The sequence below is a fragment of the Rheinheimera texasensis genome (assembly GCF_964031785.1).
GTDB classification, from domain to species: domain Bacteria; phylum Pseudomonadota; class Gammaproteobacteria; order Enterobacterales; family Alteromonadaceae; genus Pararheinheimera; species Pararheinheimera texasensis_A.
In genome coordinates this window covers 51,722-70,691 of the sequence record NZ_CAXIRE010000024.1, presented here as the reverse complement: position 1 = coordinate 70,691, position 18,970 = coordinate 51,722, and the positions used below count along the sequence as shown (strand labels likewise).

General features: G+C 50.3%; 18 protein-coding genes. All 18 read right to left on the bottom strand.

The features are described from left to right. Positions 1 to 77: 77 nt before the first annotated feature. On the bottom strand, positions 78 to 1,106 hold the full coding sequence (locus ABNT34_RS18880) for an NAD-dependent epimerase/dehydratase family protein (protein WP_348734444.1): 1,029 nt from the start codon (positions 1,104 to 1,106) through the stop codon (positions 78 to 80). A gap of 9 nt (positions 1,107 to 1,115) precedes the next feature. Then, positions 1,116 to 2,393 (bottom strand): Vi polysaccharide biosynthesis UDP-N-acetylglucosamine C-6 dehydrogenase TviB, encoded by a 1,278-nt coding sequence (gene tviB / locus ABNT34_RS18875; protein WP_348734442.1) that lies wholly within the window; start codon positions 2,391 to 2,393, stop codon positions 1,116 to 1,118. A gap of 10 nt (positions 2,394 to 2,403) precedes the next feature. After that, on the bottom strand, positions 2,404 to 3,558 hold the full coding sequence (gene wecB, locus ABNT34_RS18870) for a UDP-N-acetylglucosamine 2-epimerase (non-hydrolyzing) (protein ID WP_348734440.1): 1,155 nt from the start codon (positions 3,556 to 3,558) through the stop codon (positions 2,404 to 2,406). A 167-nt stretch (positions 3,559 to 3,725) separates the two neighbouring features. Further along, the gene (locus ABNT34_RS18865; RefSeq protein ID WP_348734438.1) at positions 3,726 to 4,118 is read right to left on the bottom strand and encodes a DUF2802 domain-containing protein; all 393 of its coding nucleotides are present in this window, start codon (positions 4,116 to 4,118) and stop codon (positions 3,726 to 3,728) included. A 61-nt stretch (positions 4,119 to 4,179) separates the two neighbouring features. Beyond that, positions 4,180 to 4,674: a chemotaxis protein CheW gene (locus ABNT34_RS18860; RefSeq protein WP_348734436.1), complete on the bottom strand. Its 495-nt coding sequence runs from the start codon at positions 4,672 to 4,674 to the stop codon at positions 4,180 to 4,182. Positions 4,675 to 4,707: 33 nt separating this feature from the next. Beyond that, the gene (locus ABNT34_RS18855; protein WP_348734434.1) at positions 4,708 to 5,463 is read right to left on the bottom strand and encodes a chemotaxis protein CheW; all 756 of its coding nucleotides are present in this window, start codon (positions 5,461 to 5,463) and stop codon (positions 4,708 to 4,710) included. Then, positions 5,456 to 6,244: a ParA family protein gene (locus ABNT34_RS18850; RefSeq protein WP_348734432.1), complete on the bottom strand. Its 789-nt coding sequence runs from the start codon at positions 6,242 to 6,244 to the stop codon at positions 5,456 to 5,458. The genes ABNT34_RS18855 and ABNT34_RS18850 overlap by 8 nt, the downstream gene beginning before the upstream one ends. A 1-nt stretch (position 6,245) precedes the next feature. Further along, positions 6,246 to 7,247: an OmpA family protein gene (locus ABNT34_RS18845; RefSeq protein ID WP_348734430.1), complete on the bottom strand. Its 1,002-nt coding sequence runs from the start codon at positions 7,245 to 7,247 to the stop codon at positions 6,246 to 6,248. Position 7,248: 1 nt separating this feature from the next. Further along, on the bottom strand, positions 7,249 to 7,992 hold the full coding sequence (locus ABNT34_RS18840; protein ID WP_348734428.1) for a flagellar motor protein: 744 nt from the start codon (positions 7,990 to 7,992) through the stop codon (positions 7,249 to 7,251). Continuing rightward, positions 7,985 to 9,130, bottom strand: coding sequence for a chemotaxis response regulator protein-glutamate methylesterase (locus ABNT34_RS18835; protein WP_348734426.1), 1,146 nt, complete (start codon positions 9,128 to 9,130; stop codon positions 7,985 to 7,987). The genes ABNT34_RS18840 and ABNT34_RS18835 overlap by 8 nt, the downstream gene beginning before the upstream one ends. A gap of 11 nt (positions 9,131 to 9,141) precedes the next feature. After that, positions 9,142 to 11,397, bottom strand: coding sequence for a chemotaxis protein CheA (locus tag ABNT34_RS18830; protein WP_348734424.1), 2,256 nt, complete (start codon positions 11,395 to 11,397; stop codon positions 9,142 to 9,144). Positions 11,398 to 11,412: 15 nt separating this feature from the next. Beyond that, a complete protein-coding gene (locus tag ABNT34_RS18825) occupies positions 11,413 to 12,165 on the bottom strand; it encodes a protein phosphatase CheZ (protein ID WP_348734422.1) in 753 nt (250 codons plus the stop codon). A 26-nt stretch (positions 12,166 to 12,191) separates the two neighbouring features. Beyond that, the gene (cheY, locus tag ABNT34_RS18820) at positions 12,192 to 12,575 is read right to left on the bottom strand and encodes a chemotaxis response regulator CheY (protein ID WP_037046658.1); all 384 of its coding nucleotides are present in this window, start codon (positions 12,573 to 12,575) and stop codon (positions 12,192 to 12,194) included. Between the two features lie 40 nt (positions 12,576 to 12,615). After that, positions 12,616 to 13,335 (bottom strand): RNA polymerase sigma factor FliA, encoded by a 720-nt coding sequence (locus ABNT34_RS18815; RefSeq protein ID WP_348734419.1) that lies wholly within the window; start codon positions 13,333 to 13,335, stop codon positions 12,616 to 12,618. After that, entirely contained in the window at positions 13,332 to 14,153 is an 822-nt protein-coding gene (locus tag ABNT34_RS18810) for a MinD/ParA family protein (RefSeq protein WP_348734418.1), read from the bottom strand. Before ABNT34_RS18810 ends, ABNT34_RS18815 begins: the two co-directional genes overlap by 4 nt. A 52-nt stretch (positions 14,154 to 14,205) precedes the next feature. Next, positions 14,206 to 15,633, bottom strand: a complete 1,428-nt coding sequence (gene flhF / locus ABNT34_RS18805) for a flagellar biosynthesis protein FlhF (RefSeq protein WP_348734416.1) — start codon at positions 15,631 to 15,633, stop codon at positions 14,206 to 14,208. Between the two features lie 11 nt (positions 15,634 to 15,644). Further along, positions 15,645 to 17,747 (bottom strand): flagellar biosynthesis protein FlhA, encoded by a 2,103-nt coding sequence (gene flhA / locus ABNT34_RS18800; RefSeq protein WP_348734414.1) that lies wholly within the window; start codon positions 17,745 to 17,747, stop codon positions 15,645 to 15,647. 84 nt (positions 17,748 to 17,831) lie between these two features. Beyond that, positions 17,832 to 18,962 (bottom strand): flagellar biosynthesis protein FlhB, encoded by a 1,131-nt coding sequence (gene flhB / locus ABNT34_RS18795; RefSeq protein ID WP_348734412.1) that lies wholly within the window; start codon positions 18,960 to 18,962, stop codon positions 17,832 to 17,834. Positions 18,963 to 18,970: the final 8 nt, after the last annotated feature.

Below are 18,970 nucleotides of genomic sequence, written 5' to 3'. Positions count from 1 at the left end.
TTTCAGGGGTTGCATTTTACCTATAGTTCAGTTGCACTACGAGTAAAACTGCCGGCGATTATGACGATCTGTACATTTCAATTACAGAACTTCACATACCAGCCCATAGCTTCAGCTATGCCCTGCTCTATCCGGAATTTTGGGTCATAACCAAGCAGTGTTTTCGCTTTGCTGATATCAGCCTGCGAATGGCGGACATCGCCAGCACGGAAATCGCGGTACTCCGGTTGTGGCTGTAGTACCGCAGCTCCCTCAGTCAATAATGACTGCCGAATCGCCGCAAACAAGGTATTCAGCGTGGTGCGGTCACCGACGGCAACATTATAAACCTGGTCTTTTGCATCATCCGGTGCAGTGGCGGCCAGGATATTCATCTGCACCGTATTATCGATGTAACAAAAATCCCGGCTGGTTTCGCCGTCACCGTTGACGAAAACCGTTTCACCTTTGAGCAAAGCAGCTGTCCACTTCGGAATAACTGCTGCGTAGGCGCCATCCGGGTCCTGACGTTTACCAAAGACATTGAAGTACCGTAAGCCGATGCATTTAAAACCATAAGTTCTGGCGAACACACCGGCGTATAACTCGTTAACATACTTAGTCACGGCGTAGGGTGATAATGGATTACCGATATTTTCCTCAATCTTCGGCAACGCCGGATGGTCACCGTAGGTCGAACTGCTGGCCGCATAAGTAAAACTGCTGACACCAGCGTCCTTCGCTGCCACCAACATATTCAGAAAGCCTGTGATATTGGCTGCATTGGTAGTAATGGGGTCATGAATTGAACGCGGCACTGAACCCAGCGCAGCCTGATGCAACACGTAATCCACGCCGAGTACAGCTTGCTGACAATCGCTGAATTCACGGATATCACCTTTGATAAAGCGGAAACGCTGCCACTGCTCTGCAGTCACGCTGGTATGAACCTCATCCAGGTTACGTTGATGCCCGGTAGCAAAGTTGTCTAGCCCAATAACTTGCTGGTCAAGCCTCAATAATTGTTCCAGCAAATTGGAACCAATGAATCCTGCAACTCCGGTGACCAACCACACTTTCGGATTTGCTTTGAGGGTTTCGCATATCTGCTGGTATTTATTTGTCATATCTTGTTCTCAAAGCCGAATATCAGATTCCTGTGCAGACAACACATATTTCAGGTCGTACAACACATGATTTTCTTTACCAAAAGCACGAATACCTTCAGCGCCCAAGGCTTTGAATTGATGATGCGCGACAGCCAGGATTACTGCATCGTAGCAGCCTGTGCTCGCTTGCTTCACTGGGGTAATGCCATATTCATGCTGAGCTTCTTCAACATCGACCCAAGGGTCATAAATATCGGGCTCAATACCGTATTCTGATAATTCATTAATAATATCAATGACTTTTGTATTGCGAATATCTGGACAGTTCTCTTTAAAGGTCAGGCCCAGCACCAGGACACGAGCACCTGATACTGCTACTTGCTGTTTGATCATTTGTTTAATCAGCTGTGAGACCACGTAACGGCCCATGTTATCGTTGATCCGACGACCAGCCAGAATCACTTCCGGGTGATAGCCAACAGCTTGGGCTTTATGAGTTAGGTAATAAGGATCAACGCCAATACAGTGACCGCCAACCAGGCCTGGACGGAACGGCAGGAAATTCCATTTTGTGCCTGCGGCTAACAAAACTTCTTCGGTATCGATGCCAAGACGATTAAAAATAACCGCCAGTTCATTGATCAATGCAATATTTAAATCACGTTGGGTGTTTTCAATTACTTTCGCCGCTTCAGCGACTTTGATACTGCTGGCTTTGTAAGTACCGGCAGTAATAATGCTGCCATAGACCTGATCAACAAAATCTGCGATTTGTGCAGTTGAGCCCGAGGTTACTTTGCGGATGTTTACCAGACGATGTTGTTTATCGCCAGGGTTAATTCGCTCAGGACTATAGCCGGCAAAAAAATCTTGGTTGAATTTCAAACCGGATACGCGCTCGATGACCGGGATACAGTCTTCTTCTGTAGCACCCGGATAAACTGTGGATTCAAAAACAACTATGTCGCCCGGTTTGACCACTGCTCCTAATGTCTCCGAAGCTTTGATCAATGGAATGAGATCCGGACGATGATGCTCATCAATAGGCGTCGGCACTGTGACAATAAAAAAATTGCAGGCTTTTAATTCAGTTTTATCGCAGCTGTAAGTGAGCAGCCGCGCGGAACGTAATTCTTCAGAATCGACCTCTAGTGTGTGGTCTTTGAACTGCTTTAACTCCTCAATACGCGCTGCTGAAATATCAAAACCAACCGTCGGGAATTTTTTACCAAACTCTACAGCCAGCGGCAGTCCAACATAGCCCAGGCCAATCACACCAATTTTTACTTCCGACAAATTCAACATGGATATTCCTTTACTTCGTTTGGCCATGAGTTCCGGCGTTTTGAAAATGAGCTTTGATACTTTCAACAATCCGGCCACAAGCCAAACCGTCACCATAAGGGTTATGGGCAAAGCTCATGCTGTCGTAATAGGCCTGATCTGTCATCAGTTTGTGCACCTCTGACACTATCACCTGCTGATCAGTTCCCACCAGTTTGACAGTACCTGCGGCGACTGCTTCCGGACGTTCAGTAGTGTCACGCATCACCAGCACAGGTTTGCCCAAGGATGGGGCTTCTTCCTGAATTCCGCCTGAATCAGTCAGCACCAGATAACTGCGGCTCATCAGATAGACAAAAGGTAAGTAGTCCTGCGGCGCTATCAAATGCACATTCGGGCTGTTACTGAGCAGACGGTAAACCGGCTCACGCACGTTAGGGTTCAAATGCACCGGATAAACAACATCACAGGCAGGGAATTGCTCGGCAATGGTTTTTAGCGCCGCGCAGATATTTTCGAAACCGGCCCCAAAGCTCTCGCGGCGATGGCCAGTGACCAGAATCAACCGGCGACCGTCCTGACCATAAGGAAATTGGCTGGCAAACTGCTGGCTCAACGTCTGGTCAGCGTCGATTTTCGCCACCACCTGATGCAGTGCATCAATCACCGTATTGCCGGTCACTTCGATATGCGCCGGGCTGGTGTTTTCACGCAACAGATTGTCACGGGATGTGGCTGTCGGTGCGAAATGCAAAGTGGTGATAGCACCAGTCAGACGCCGGTTTGCTTCTTCCGGCCAAGGACTGTAGATGTTACCGGTACGCAGGCCTGCTTCAACGTGACCAACTGCTATTTTTTCGTAATAACAGGCTAACGCAGCTGCGAATGTTGTACTGGTGTCACCGTGGACCAGGACAATATCAGGTTGGAAGTCACGCAATACGGGCTTGATGTTCAACAGAATGCTGGTCGCAACGTCATATAAGTCCTGACCCGCTTTCATGATGGCTAAATCATACTCTGGCACAATGTTAAACAGCTTCAACACCTGATCGAGCATCTCCCGGTGCTGGCCGGTGACACATACCCGACTGTCTATCGCCGGATCTTGTTTTAACAAATTGACCAGTGGTGCCATTTTTATGGCTTCAGGGCGGGTACCAAAGACACTCAGGACTTTAATCATCAGCGGATTCCATTGCGATCATACCAAAAATGGCAGTTAGCTTAACAAAACTGTTGCGCTGCGCATAGGGGCGCTTACTGGTGAGTTGAAGAATTCGCGGAAAAATCGGCAAAAATCAGTTAATAAATGGCAACAAATAAGCAACAGTCAGCAAAAACGACACCAACTTAAGTTTTATGCAGGTTATATAACAATTCGGCTTCAGCACGCGGCAATTCGCACTCGCGCATGACCTCTTCAAGCGGCGCACCAAGCTGTACCATTTTCATTGCTCTGTTATACAACTTGGAATCCGGATCAAACATATCGATTTTTTGCTGTTGCTCCGTGATCTGCGACTGCATCTCCATGACTTCAGCCAGCTGACTGCTGAATGACAGCTGTTGCTGCTCCAGTGCAATCACCCGCTGGCCGATACCGATAAATCCAGCCCGGATTTCTTCTATTTCGGCATTCAGCAAACTGAGTTGCTCTAAAGCCAGTTGGTGCTGCAGACTTTGCGCTATCCGCTCTTCACGTTGAATTTTGTGTTGCCATAACACAAAAACAACCAGCAGCACACAGGCTGCCGGTACCGTTAGCAAAACGAGCAATTCAAAAGATACAATCACAGGATAATCATCAGATACTGGTAATTTCTTCCCACTCTTCATCAGTAAGCAGTTTATTCAAATCAACCAGAATCAGCAGTTCACCATCGCGGTTTGATACACCCTGAATAAACTTAGCGCTTTCATCTGTGCCCACATTTGGCGCAGTATCAATTTCTGAAGCCCGCAGGTAAACCACTTCAGCAACGCTGTCGACCAGAATACCAATCACCTGTTTATCTGCTTCAATAATCACGATGCGGCTATTTTCAGTAACGTCTGAAGGCGGCAAACCAAAACGGGCTCTGGTGTCGATAACAGTGACCACATTACCGCGCAGATTAATAATACCCAGCACGTACATCGGAGCACCCGGCACCGGTGCGATATCGGTATAACGCAGTACTTCCTGCACCTGCATGACATTAATACCGTAGGTTTCTTCCTGCAGCTTAAAAGTTACCCATTGCAGAACCTGATCAGTGCTCTCTTTGCCTTTGCCGGACTGGGCCAGTAAATTACTCATTTAACGCTCCTCTACCTGATTCATTCTCAGCGTTCAGTCAGAACTCGCTGCACCTTTTGCCAACAGGGCAATCAGGGCGTCAACATCTAACAACGCACACATATGCTGCTTAATTAATCCGGCGAGCCAAGGGCGCTTGCCTTCGGAGGACCGCCATTTCACATCATCTTGTTCAAGGGAAACCGTATTGACCAGTGTTTCGCAGGCAAGGCCCCATGAGCTCTTACCAAGCATAATAACATATTGATAGTTTAGCTTTTCTGCCAGTGCTTGGTCATATTTTTCTGGCATCACCCACATTGCAGTATTGACCACATTAATCTTCTGGTCACGATACAACATGACACCTTTATACCAGTCAGGCTTGCCTGGTAAGGTGTTCAGTGTTCCCATTTGATGAATGCCACCCAGTTCCTTCAAGGGTAACGCAACTTTCAAGCCGGCGACTTCAAAAAACAGCGCCTGAAACTTGCCCTGCCGATAGCTTTTTTCAACGACAGGCGTAGCAGGTGGCGGTGGCGTGACCACTTTTTGTACCGCGGGTACAGGTTGCACCGGCGCGACTTTTGCTACTACGGGCGCGACCGGTTTTGCCTGCACCGGGACCGCGGCAGGAGCAGGTTTCACCACTACTTTAGCAGCCGGAATTTCTGTGACGGGTTTAACATCAGCAAGCAGCTTATTCAGCTGCTGCTTCTGGACAGTCACCGGGGCCGGCTCCTGCTCTTCGGTCAGTAAGGCATTCAGATAACTGCGCATCACCTTGCGGCTGGCGAACAGATCACTCATGCGCAGACTCCTGATTTAACTGGAGTAAATAGGTCAATAATGTATTGTAGGCAAAGACGCCACGGGATTTTGGCGCATAAACCGGTGGCGGTGTCTGTGCCAGACTGGCGTCGCGCATTTTAGTGTCGATTGGAATAACCGCTGACCAGACTAAATCACCATACTTCGCTTTGAGCTCTTTATAGGCCTCCAGCGACGCTTTTGTCCTTTTGTCATACATTGTCGGCACAATGGTAAAATCATAGGCCGGCTGTGACGGCGACTGCATCAGCTGCATAGTCGCTAACATCCGGTCCAGACCCTTTAATGCCAGGAATTCGGTTTGGACCGGAATTAAAATCCGGTTGCAGGCCGCCATCGCATTAACCATCAGCACCCCAATCACCGGTGGACAGTCAATCAGCACGTAATCATATTCGTCGGCAATCTTCGCCAGCGCCTTCTTCAGAATAAGCCCCATCCCGCCTTTGTCGCCCAACGAGCGGTCCAGCGTGGCCAGCGCCATCGACGACGGCAAAATATCCAGATTATCAACACCGCTCGGACATAATGACTGCAGGATCTCTTCTTTGGTAATGTCTTTGCCGCGAATAAAAATGTCGTAAACACTGTTTTCCAACTCTTCCGCATCAATGCCAAAATAATAGGTCAATGACGCATGCGGATCGGTATCGATCAGTAACACCCGGGATCCACGGCCAGCCAATAAGGCGCCTAATGTCACAGTCGACGTGGTTTTCCCTACGCCGCCCTTCTGATTCGCAATAGTCCAGACTACCAATTCAATTATCCCGCTTCTGCTGCACCGGCGCTGTCTTATCCGCCACCGATGTAATTTTAATACCACCGTGTGGCAATCGAATCACTTTAATAGTGCCGTCTGCCGACACTTCAACATCTTCCTGCGCCTGCGCCGGCAATGACTCGCCTTCGCGCTTCACTGCTTGCTGTTCTGCAGGCTGCAGCTCGTCCGCAGCCTGAGGAACCTGCGCTGACAACTTAGAAACAGCAATCACTACTTTACGGTTCTCAGTACGGCCAGCCACTGTGCCGTTATCTGCAAAAGGCGAATATTGACCATAGCCTTCCGCCGCCATGCGCTCCGGATTGACCCCCAACGCTTGCAGCCGCCTTAACACGGCCATCGCTCTGGTCATCGACAATTCCCAGTTCGAATCAAAAATCTCATTGTGAATCGCCTCATTGTCGGTGTAGCCCCGGACTCTGATGACGTTGTTGGTTTGGTTGAGCAATGTGACAATTTCTTTCAGGACAATGTCGGCCGACGCAATAGGCGAGCCACTACCACTTGGAAACAATAAACCACTGTTGAGCTGGATGGTCAGCCAGTCTTCGTCAGATTCGACTTTAGCCACGCCCTTTTCAATCAAATTGGCCAGTGACTGAGTCAGCTGTTCTTGTAAAGACACCAGCGGATTACCAAACTGCGGTTTTTCCAGCACTGGCTGCTCTTTTGCATCCGCCACTATTTCCGGGCCGCTCGGCACTTCGAGGGACGCACCAAATTGCTGGTAATCACTGCGTGGCTGATTATCCGTCAGCACTGCATCGCCCGTGACGCCGGTTTGTTTATCAACTGGCTTTTCAAAGACTTGCGACAGCGTTTCTGAAATGGTTTTGTATTGTTCTTCTTTGTGTATAGCAATGGAATAAAGCACCACAAACAAAGCAAACATCAGCGTGACATAGTCGGCGTAAGACACCAGCCAGCGGTCCAGCGGCTCCTGCTCGTTTTCCTGATGCCGAACCCGATGACGATACATTTCAGCTCACCCGGTAAGCAGCGAGTTTGCGTTCAATCACCCGTGGATTTTCGCCATTTGCAATGGAAACGACACCTTCAACGATTAATTCCTGATACAAACAACGCTGTACGACTACAGCTTTTAATTTATTCGCAATCGGAATAAAAATCAGGTTCGCGAAACCAACACCATAAATCGTTGCGACAAAAGCGGTGGCAATACCACTGCCGAGCAGCTCCGGATTATTGATATTCTGCATCGCCTGAATAAGACCGAGTACAGCACCAATGATGCCAATAGTCGGACTATAGCCGCCCATCGCTTCGTAAATGCGCGCGCTGCGCAGTAAACGTTCACGCTCGAGAGTCAATTCAGCATCAAGTGCATCCTGAATTATGGCGGGTTCAATACCGTCGACTAATAAATTCAGTGCATTGTGCAGAAATGGGTCTGTCTCCTGTAAAGCTTCTGCTTCAAGCGACAAAAAACCATTGGTTCTGGCCGCCGTGCCCCAATTAATCAGCCGTTCTACAGTCGCGTTCAGCGGCACATATTGCGCTTTAAACACCCAGGCAAGCATTTTCACGCCCACAGTAAATTGTGGCAATGGCGTCTGAAACAGCACAGCGCCCAAAGTACCGCCGATCACAATCACCAACGCGGGCAGATCAAATAAGGTATCGAGATGGCCGCCGTGTAAGGTAAAACCACTGGCAATCGCGAACAAACCGAGGGTTAGTCCCAGTAATGCCAGTCTATCCATGGCCGACTTCCGCCTGCATTTTGCTGGCAACATCCGCCAAACTTACTTCGACATCAGTGAGTCCTGCCGCAGTCACGGCCTGTGGCATACCGTACACGACACTACTGGCTTCATCCTGAGCCCAGATTTTCGAACCAAATTGTTTTAATAAACGAGCACCATCGCGGCCGTCAGCCCCCATTCCGGTTAAGACAATTGCCAAAACTTTATCCTGGAACACCTTGGCGGCACTGCCAAAGGTAATATCAACACTGGGTTTAAAAGTTATGCGCGGAGAATCGTCTTCTTTGATGCGGATTTTGCAATGTGTGTCTGAACCTTCCAGCAACATTTGTTTGCCGCCTGGAGCCAGGTAAGCCACGCCAGGACGTAATACATCCCCATCAGCAGCTTCTTTCACTTCAATTTTTGCCAGGGTATTTAACCGCGCCGCAAAAGCGCCGGTAAAAGCGGCCGGCATATGCTGCACAAGCAAAACAGGTAACGGGAAATTAGCCGGCAACGCCGTAATAATGGTTTGCAGTGCAACAGGGCCACCGGTTGAAGTGCCTATAGCAACCAGACGGTAGGACTTCCCTGAAACTTTAAACGGACGTTCATGGCTTTCAACAGAATCGAGCCGCTCTACAGTGCGAAGCAACTCTGCCCGGCTTGCCGGTGTGCGCGCGATAGGTGGTGGCACCGGACGCGCTGGAGCTGCCGGCGCAGCTAAAGGCGCAGACGGCGTTTTTACAATGCTTCTGCGCCGGGCAACAGCTTTAATCCGCTGACGCAACAAATCAATAGCATCCGCTTTATCCCGGGCTATGTCTTCAAATTTCTTTGGCAGGAAATCAGTTGCTCCGGCTTCCAGCGCATCCAGCGTTGCTTTGGCGCCATTATGCGTCAAAGACGAGAACATCAGGATTGGCGTGCGCTGGACTTTGAGGATTTCTCTGACCGCCTGGATGCCGTCCATCACCGGCATTTCCACATCCATGGTGATAACATCCGGTTTCAGTTCAGCAGCTTTTTCTATCGCTTCCCGGCCATTATTCGCAGTTCCGGCGACAACCATCTCCGGATCTGCAGCGATAATTTCAGCCAGCCGGCGACGAAAAAAGCTGGAATCGTCCACCACTAATACTCTGATTGCCATAGAGTTGGCTCCTATGACACTAAGTTATTAAAGCGGTCGAATTTAATCTTCGATTTTTTGGCGTAGTGCTTCAACAAATTAGGTACATCCAGGATCAGCGCAATGCTGCCATCTGATGTAATTGTTGCACCGGCCATACCCGGAGTCCCTTGCAACAGCGCATCAAGTGGCTTAATCACAACTTCTTCCTGGCCAATCAGTGAATCAACCACAAAACCGACCTGCTGAGTACCGATCTGAACGATCACTACATGCCCCTGCTCACGCCGCAACTTTTTGTCAGCGCCTTTGACCAGCCAATGCTGTAAATAGAACAGTGGAATTGCTTTGTTACGCACAACGATTGTTAACTGACCATCGACGATGTTGGTCTTAGATAAATCGAGGTGGAAAATTTCGTTAACCGTTGCAAGTGGCAGTGCAAAAGGCTGTTTACCAACCACGACCATCAGTGTCGGCAGGATCGCCAGCGTCAGCGGCACTTTAATCTCAAGTAAGGTGCCCTGACCTAATTTCGAGTGAATGTGCACAGTACCATTGAGCTGGTTAATCTTCGTTTTCACCACATCCATACCGACGCCACGGCCGGAAATGTCAGAGATTTGCTCTTTGGTGGAAAATCCGGGTGCAAAAATCAGATTAAAGGCTTCAGTATCGGACATTCTGGTCGCAGCATCCGGGTCAAGCACACCCCGTTTGATCGCGATGGATTTCAGTTTTTCCGGATCCATCCCGGCACCATCGTCCTGAATCGTCAGCAGGATATGATCACCGGCCTGCTGTGCAGCCAGCTTCACCAGACCTGTGCGTGGTTTGCCCGATTTCACCCGGACATCCGGCATTTCGATACCGTGGTCGACTGAGTTGCGTACTAAGTGTACCAACGGGTCTGCTAAAGCTTCGACCAGGTTTTTATCCAGATCGGTTTCTTCACCTTCCAGCTCCAGGTTGATATCTTTTTGCAGGGAGCGGGCTAAATCGCGAACCACACGCGGGAAACGGCCGAATACTTTTTTGATCGGCTGCATCCGTGTTTTCATTACTGCACCTTGCAGGTCAGCAGTAACGACATCCAGATTTGAAATGGCTTTACTCATTTCTTCATTTTGAGCGCCACTGGACAGACTCACCAGACGATTACGCACCAGCACCAGCTCACCGACCATGTTCATGATCTGATCGAGTCGTTTGGTATCGACCCGAACTGTGGTATCTGCCTGCGCTGCGCCTTTGCTTTCGCCGTCGCCGCTGTCTTTCTCTTTCATTGCAGATGGCGGAGCTTTCGGTTCCTCGGCTTTGGCTAAGGGAGCTTTCGCTGCCGGAGCAGGTGTCGGCGCTACAGCAGGTTTTGCTGGCTCGGGTTTCGCTGCAACTGCAGGTTTTGCTGCGGGTGCTGCCGGTACCGCTGGACCTGCCGGCGCTTTGCCTTTGCCATGCAATTCATCCAGCAAAGACTCAAATTCATCATCACTGATGTCATCGCCACCGGCTGCAGGAGCTGGCGACGGCGGTGTCACGACTTTCGCAGAAATCGCGGGAGCTGCCGGCGCTGCATCGACCTGGCCCGGGATAAAAGAACCCTTGCCATGCAGTTGATCCAGGATAGCTTCGAACTCATCATCGGTGATGTCAGTACTGTCGGAGGTGACCGCTACAGGCGCAGCGGCTGCCGGCGCACTATCGCGGCCCGGAGCACCTGAACCATGCAACTCATCGAGCAAACGTTCAAACTCGTCTTCGTTGATATCATCCAGTGAGCCGGTATCAGCAACAGGCTCAGCTTCTGTTTCATAGGATACTGCGGCATCAAAGGATTCAATGCTCATCTCGGGTTCTGCAGCAACCGCATGCTGAACATCCGCAGCTTCACCCTCGCCTTCCGGTTCACTCAACCGATGCAGGGCTTCCAGTAGTTCTGGTGCAGCAGGTTCCAGTGGCTGATGGGCCTGGACATTAGCGAACATCTCATTAATGGCATCAAGCGCTTGTAAGATAACGTCCATTAATTCGGAGGTTACCCGGCGTTTGCCGGTACGCAGGATATCAAATACGTTTTCCGCACCATGACAGGCATCAACAAGCTCTGTCAGCGATAAAAAACCAGCGCCACCTTTTACCGTATGAAATCCACGAAAAATTGCGTTCAGCAAAGCAGAATCGTCGGGGTTGTTTTCTAGTTCGACCAACTGTTCCGCTAATGCTTCAAGGATCTCGCCGGCTTCGACTAGGAAATCCTGTAAAATATCCTCATCTAAATCAAAGCCCATGCCACTTTACCTCTCTCAGAACCCTAAACTCGATAATAAATCGTCAACATCATCTTGCCCCTGCACTACGTCATTCCGGCTGGCGGCATCGATAATTGGCCCTTCGGCCTCATGGCCCGCTTTCGGTTTGCGCACTGCTGCAGGTTTAGCTTCCGCGGCGACAGTGACATGTCCAAATGCTGTGAGTAAGCCGATCAGGCTATCCTCAACTTCACGCACCAGTTCAATAACGCGGCGTAAGATTTGCCCGGTTAAATCCTGAAATCCCTGCGCCATTAAAACTTCAGTCATAGACCCCTGCAGCGCAGCGACATTGGTCGATGATTCATGTAAAAAGGTGTTTAAACTATGGCATAAGGCTTTGAATTCACCAAGTTTCATGTTCCTGGTCATCAATTTCTGCCATTCCGGAAGTATTGTGTTTAAGCTGACACCCAGCTTATCTGCAATAGGCAGACAAGACTCAACCGCGTCCATGGTCTGGTTCGCGGCTTGTTCTGTCATATCAATAACGTGGGAAAGCCGGCGTTTGGCATCAGGGATGTCTTCCTCCAGTAAATTACTGATAGAAGGATCAACCTGAAAACTTTTTAATGAATCGTGCAGTTGACGCGTTAGTTTTCCAACTTCGGCGAAGAGTTCTGAGGAGCCGGGGACGGCGAGTCCCTGAACCAGCTCGTTGGCAGCATCCTGCTCGCCCATCTCCAACAACTGCACAAGCTCGCGCGCCTGTTCAAGGGTGATAATAGGTGCCGTATATGCAGACATAGCGCCACTCCTGTGTCAGATACGGATTAACCTAAGCGCTCGAAGACTTTTGATAACTTCTCTTGTAACGTTGCAGCAGTAAAAGGTTTGACGATATAACCGTTCACACCAGCCTGAGCCGCCGCGATAATTTGTTCTTTTTTGGCTTCAGCGGTGACCATCAGAACCGGGATATGTTTTAACTTGGCATCAGCACGGATCGCACGTAATAAATCGATCCCTTGCATACCTGGCATATTCCAGTCGGTGACGACAAAATCAAAATCACCATTTTGCAGCATTGGCAGAGCCGTGCTGCCATCATCTGCTTCCTGAACGTTGGTAAAGCCCAAGTCACGTAACAGGTTTTTAATGATGCGTCTCATAGTAGAAAAATCGTCTACCACGAGAATTTTCATATTTTTATCCAAAATCCCCTCCGACGAGATACCCCAGTGGTTATCCTAAAAATTACAACCAGTCCTGCATCCGCGACCGCAGCCGCAATAATGCCTGACTATGAATCTGACTGACCCGAGATTCGCTGACGCTAAGCACTTCGCCAATCTCTTTTAAATTGAGTTCGTCATTATAATAGAGCGACAATACTATTGCCTCACGCTCCGGTAAGCTACTGATATTTTTTACCAATGCCTGTTGGAACGAATCACTGGCCTGCTCTTCAAACAGTTGATCATCTTGTTTGTCGTTTGCAGTGACCAATACATCTTCACTGATGCCTAAATCTTCCATGCCAATGATGCGGCCATTGCTGGCATCACTGAGCATGTGATGATACTCATCTAAAGTTATATCAAGTTTTTCAGCAACTTCAACATCTTTTACGTCACGACCTAATGTTGCTTCCAGTTCGGCTATTGTTTCAGCAATCAAACGGGAATTACGGTGCACGGAGCGTGGTGTCCAGTCACCGCGACGGATTTCATCCAGCATCGAGCCCCTGATGCGAATACCGGCGAAAGTCTCAAAGCTGGCCCCTTTAGTACTGTCGAAATTCTTCGCAGCTTCAATCAGGCCAATCATGCCTGACTGAATTAAATCATCGACCTGTACACTGGCCGGCAACCGGGCCAACAGGTGATATGCAATACGTTTAACCAGAGGAGCATGCTTTTCAACCAGCAACTGCAGCTGATTATTTCCGCCATATGCAGCTAAACGACTATTCACATCACCCCCCGCCGTTCTGACTGCGGCTGTACGAGTTGCTCAAGGAAAAATTCAAGATGTCCGGAGGCACTGGGTGGAACCGGCCATTGTACAGCCCGGGTTGCCAGAGTTTTGACGGCCAGCGACGCCGGCGATTTCGGAAAAGCGTCAACGAATGCTTTTTGTTTGCGGGCAGCTTTACGTACGTTTTCGTCAAATGGAATGGTCGCAACCAGCTCAAGCGTAACATCGAGGAAGCGGTCGGTCACCCGGCTCAGTTTTGCAAACAACTCCTGCCCTTCTTTCAGACTGCGCACCATATTCGCGACAATCTTAAAGCGCTGCACCGCATGCTCGCGACTCAGAATTTTCATCAGCGCATAGGCATCAGTGATCGACGAAGGCTCATCGCAGACAACGACTAACACATCCTGCGAGGCACGGGAAAAGCTCAGCACCATGTCTGAGATACCAGCAGCGGTATCGACCAGCAACACATCAAAAGCGGTACGTAACTCACTGAACGCTCTGATAAGGCCGGCATGCTCAGCCGGGCTCAATTCAGTCATCGACTGCGTGCCAGAGGTTGCCGGCACAATTTTAATGCCGAACGGGCCTTCAATCAGGATATCGTCCAGCTCAGCTTCGCCGGACAAGACATGAAATAAATTCTTTTCAACTCTGAGGCCCAGCATCACGTCGCAGTTGGCGAGTCCCAAATCTGCGTCCAGTACCAGCACCTTTTTACCCATCTGGGCCATCGCCATGGCGAGGTTTAGTGTGACGTTGGTTTTACCCACGCCACCTTTTCCACCTGTCACTGCGATTACTTTTACCATCTGCTGTTTCATTCTTCTCAGGCCGCTGGCTTGATCATACATTAATTCATGATTATGCATAGGTTCCATCCGCCCGGGCTGTTACATCCTGATACCACTGATGTCCTGCACTGGCGTGTGCCAGACGTAACTGCTCAGCCTGGTCGATCATGGCTTTCGCCTGCGCAGCTTCAATATCTTCAGGCACTCGTTGACCGTTGGTCAAATAACTGACTGGTAAAGCATTTTGAATTGCGATGTTGATAATCTCACCCAAGCTTAAGCATTCATCAAGTTTTGTGAAAATACAACCCGACAGCGAAATTCGTTTGAAGTGTTCCACAGTTTCCTGCATCACGCGGGCTTGTGAGGTCGCAGACAATACCAGATAACTTCTTATTTTGACACGCGAATTATGCATCAGAGCAGACAGTTTTTCGGCAAGTCGTACATCGCGCTGGCTCATACCAGCCGTATCGATCAGAATCAGTTTACGCTGCTGTAACTGAGTTAACAGAATCGCCAATTCTTCATGATCTTTAGCCTGTTTCACCGGACAACCGATAATGCGGCCAAAAGTGGCCAATTGTTCAAAAGCGCCAATCCGGAAAGTGTCTGTTGTGATGAGCGCGACCTGGTCGGCGCCATGCAAACGGGCAAACTGTGCCGCCAGTTTCGCTACTGTCGTGGTTTTGCCGACTCCGGTTGGCCCAACTAACGCGACGATACCACCGCGGCGCATTAAATCGTCGTTAGTTGTGGTGAGCTGACCCGCCAGTAATTCAAGGGCACAGTCCCAGGCTTCCCCATCAGCAATATCTTCTGGCATAAAGCACGCAAGCTGGTCAGCCATGGCTTCGCTTAAGCCCAGTTGCTGCAGCTTTTCAATGACCAGCGCCCGCACTGGCTCGCGTCGCGCCAGGTCCTGCCACATCAGGCCGGAAACCTGATGCTGCAGCAGTTGCTTCATTGAGGTCATTTCCTGACGCATAGTGTCAAACTGCTGTTGCATCAATTGCATATTTTGCTGCTGCAGTTTATTCAGATCCGCCATCATCGATGATGACATGGCGGGATTTTGACGCTCTGGCGCCGGGGCTGCTTTGGTTTTTTGCAACAACGGGGACTGAATGGGTTCGGCTACAGCTTTTGCAGTCAATTTTCTGTCACTGCCGCCAGCAGGTTCGACGTGGGCTTTTTGCTGTTTAATCATTTGTCGCGCCAGCAGCGCACGTAACGAATCCGCCGGCACGTCCTGCTCAGGTTCATCGTCGTCCACGCGGATATTCAGGGTGCTGCCTGCAACATTTACTGTTGGCTTAGCCTGTGGTTCTGGCGCCGGAGCCTTCGCTGGCGCGGCTTCCGGGTCAACGGCAGCGACCAGTTCAATACCACCGGCCACCTTTTTATTCGATAAAATAATGGCTTCAGGGCCTAAAAACTCTTTCACTTCTGCCAATGCAGTGCGCATATCTTTTGCTACAAAGCGCTTAATTTTCATCGTTTAAACTCCTAACCCGCCTGGCCAACCACACTGACGATGCGAACCTGTTTGTCATCCGGAATTTCCTGATACGACAATACCCGCAATCCTGGAATGGTGTATTTCACGAATCGTGCCATCACGCTGCGTAAAATACCGGACGTCAACAACACTGCCGGTTCTCCCGCCAGTTCCTGTTGTTGTGACGCATCACGCAGTGACTGCTGAATGCGTTCCGCCAGGCCTGGTTCAATGCCGGCGCCGTCACTGCCTGCCGCCTGCATCGACTGATGTAACATCTGTTCCAGCTCAGGAGCAAAAGTCATCACCGGAATTTCCAGAGCGCCGGCTGCCACTTCCTGCACGATCAGCCGGCGCAGCGCAATACGGCACGATGCAGTCAGCACATCAATGTCCTGACTGCGGGCACCGGTATCCACCAACGTCTGGGCAATTGTGCGCATATCGCGGATTGGCACACCTTCATGCAATAAATTCTGCAGCACTTTGACCACAGAGCGCAGTGGCAAGGTATCGGGCACTAAAGCCTCCGCCAGCTTCGGTGAGGTTTTTGCCAGCATATCCAGCAGATTCTGCACTTCTTCATGACCAAGCAAACTGGCAGCGTTATTGGTCAGGATCTGACTGAGATGGGTCGCCACCACTGTCGCCGCATCCACCACGGTGTAACCCAGTGTTTGTGCATGTTCCCGCTGATTACGTGGGATCCAGACCGCTTCCAGACCAAAGGCCGGATCTTTGGTTGGAATACCTTTCAGACTGCCAAACACCTGACCCGGGTTAATGGCCAGCTCGTTATCATGCCGAAGCTCTGACTGCCCGGTATTGACGCCCATCAAGGTCACGCGATAAGTGTTGGGTTCCAGGTCAAGATTGTCGCGGATATGCACCGCCGGAATAAGAAATCCAAGTTCCTGCGACAGTTTTTTCCGCACGCCTTTAATCCGTGCCAGTAATTCGCCGCCCTGTGCCTTATCCACCAGCGGGATCAAGCGGTAGCCTACTTCAAGACCAATGACATCGACCGGATGCACATCGTCCCAGCCAATCTCTTTTTGTGGTGCTAAATCCGCAGCTGGTACCAACTCTGATCTCGACTGACCGGCAGTCGTGGCAGGCGCCTGACTGCGTTTATGGATAAGATAAGCGGTGCCGCCTAACAAGGCAGCCAGACTTAAAAACGCCAGATGTGGCATGCCGGGCACTATGCCCATAATGGTCAGCAACATGGCAGAGACAATTAACACTTTCAGATTACCGAGCTGACCACTCATTTGTTCGCCAAGGTCAGCCTCTTTATTTTGCCGGGTCACAATAATAGCGGTGCCGATTGACAGCAATAAGCCCGGGATTTGCGCCACTAAGCCATCACCAATCGTCAGCAGCGTATAGACTTCCAGCGCGTCCCCAAATGGCAGGTCATGCTGTAAGGTGCCGATAAAAATGCCGCCAATCAGGCCAACAAATAAAATGATCAGACCAGCAACCGCGTCCCCTTTTACAAACTTGGTCGCACCGTCCATCGAACCATAGAAATCAGCTTCGGCCGTGACTTCTTCCCGGCGTTTCCGCGCCTGGTCCTGGTCAATAAAGCCTGAGTTTAAGTCTGCATCAATCGCCATTTGTTTACCTGGCATTGCGTCCAGGGTGAAACGGGCTGTGACTTCCGCGATTCGGCCAGCACCTTTTGTGACGACGACGAAGTTGATGATGATCAAAATGGCAAAGACGACAATACCGACCGCGTAGTTACCGCCGATCACGACGTGACCGAAAGCTTCAATCACCGCACCGGCCGCATCAGGGCCGGTGTGACCTTCCAGTAGCACTATCCGGGTACTGGCAACGTTTAATGCCAGGCGCAGAATGGTGGCAACCAGAATCACCGAAGGGAAAATCGCAAAATCCAGTGGTTTTCTGACGTAGATAGTGACCAGTAACACCACCAGTGCCAGTGCAATGTTAAAAGAGAACAGGATATCGAGCAGCAGCGGCGGTAACGGCAGCACAATCATGGCCAGTGCAGCCAGGATGAGCAACGGCGTGCCGGTTCCTTTCAGATGTTGTAATTGCGAACGATCAAATCGTGTCAGGACATTGGCTAGCTGCATCGGAATTCCGCCGGAAAATTGACATTCAGTCAATGAAGGCAAAATTCGTTCCATCAGCGCAATGCGAAGCCGGACAAAACCCGATTAATGACGGAAACCTTCCGGGATTGGTAAATCTTTGGCCAGTGGTTTCGGTTTTTGGCCTTTCCCACGCCGATAGACTTTGAGCTGATAGACATAAGCCAGGACCTGGGCCACAGCAGAGAACAGCTGCTCCGGAATTGGATGATCCAGTTCCGTGGTGTGATACACCGAGCGGGCCAGTGCCGGCGAGCGGATAATCGGCACTTTGTTCGCTTCGGCGATTTGGCGGATATACATCGCCATTTCGTCAACGCCTTTGGCCACCACCACAGGTGCCCGTTGTTTACCGTGCTCGTATTTCAGCGCCACCGCATAATGGGTCGGGTTGGTGACAACCACATCGGCAGTCGGCACCGCCTGCATCATCCGCCGGCGTGACATCTGGATTTGCAACCCGCGGATCCGGCCTTTGATTTCCGGGTTACCTTCAGAGTTTTTGTATTCGTCTTTGACCTCTTGTTTGGTCATTTTCATCTGCTGGATATGGCGCCATTTCTGATAAGGCGCATCAATAGCCGCAATGATTAACGTACTGGCGCAGAGGCCAAAAAACATCCAGCACAGCAAATGAAGCGCAGCCGCAATGTCATCCGGGCTGGTCATCAGCGACAAGGCCATGATGTCGCCAAAAAACACTTTGAGCAGCGAATAAGCGCAACCGGCCACCACAGAGACTTTCAGCACGCCTTTGAACAGCTCAATCACCGAATTGATACTGAACATCCGTTTGATACCAGCCATCGGACTCAGTTTGTCCGGCCGGAAACTGGCGCCATACCAGGTGAAGTTATAACCGCCAAGAATGGTATTACCGACAAAACCGGCGATTAAGATCACCAGACACAGCTTCAGAAATGCCGGTGTCACCGCAATAAGCGCCGCGTGTGCCGCTGCGCTCATCATAGTCGGGTCCTGCACGTCTTTCAGATTCAGACTCAGCAAACGCCGACACACCTGCAACGTTGCCTCAGCCAGCTCTTGACCATACATCAGAATGCCAAGACTACTGCCGATTAATACCATCGCTGTGGCCAGGTCCTGTGACCTGGCTATATTGCCCTTTTCCGCCGCGTCACTGAGTTTCTTACCCGTGGGGTCTTCGGTCTTTTCCATATCGCTGTCGGCAGCCATGGCAGTCC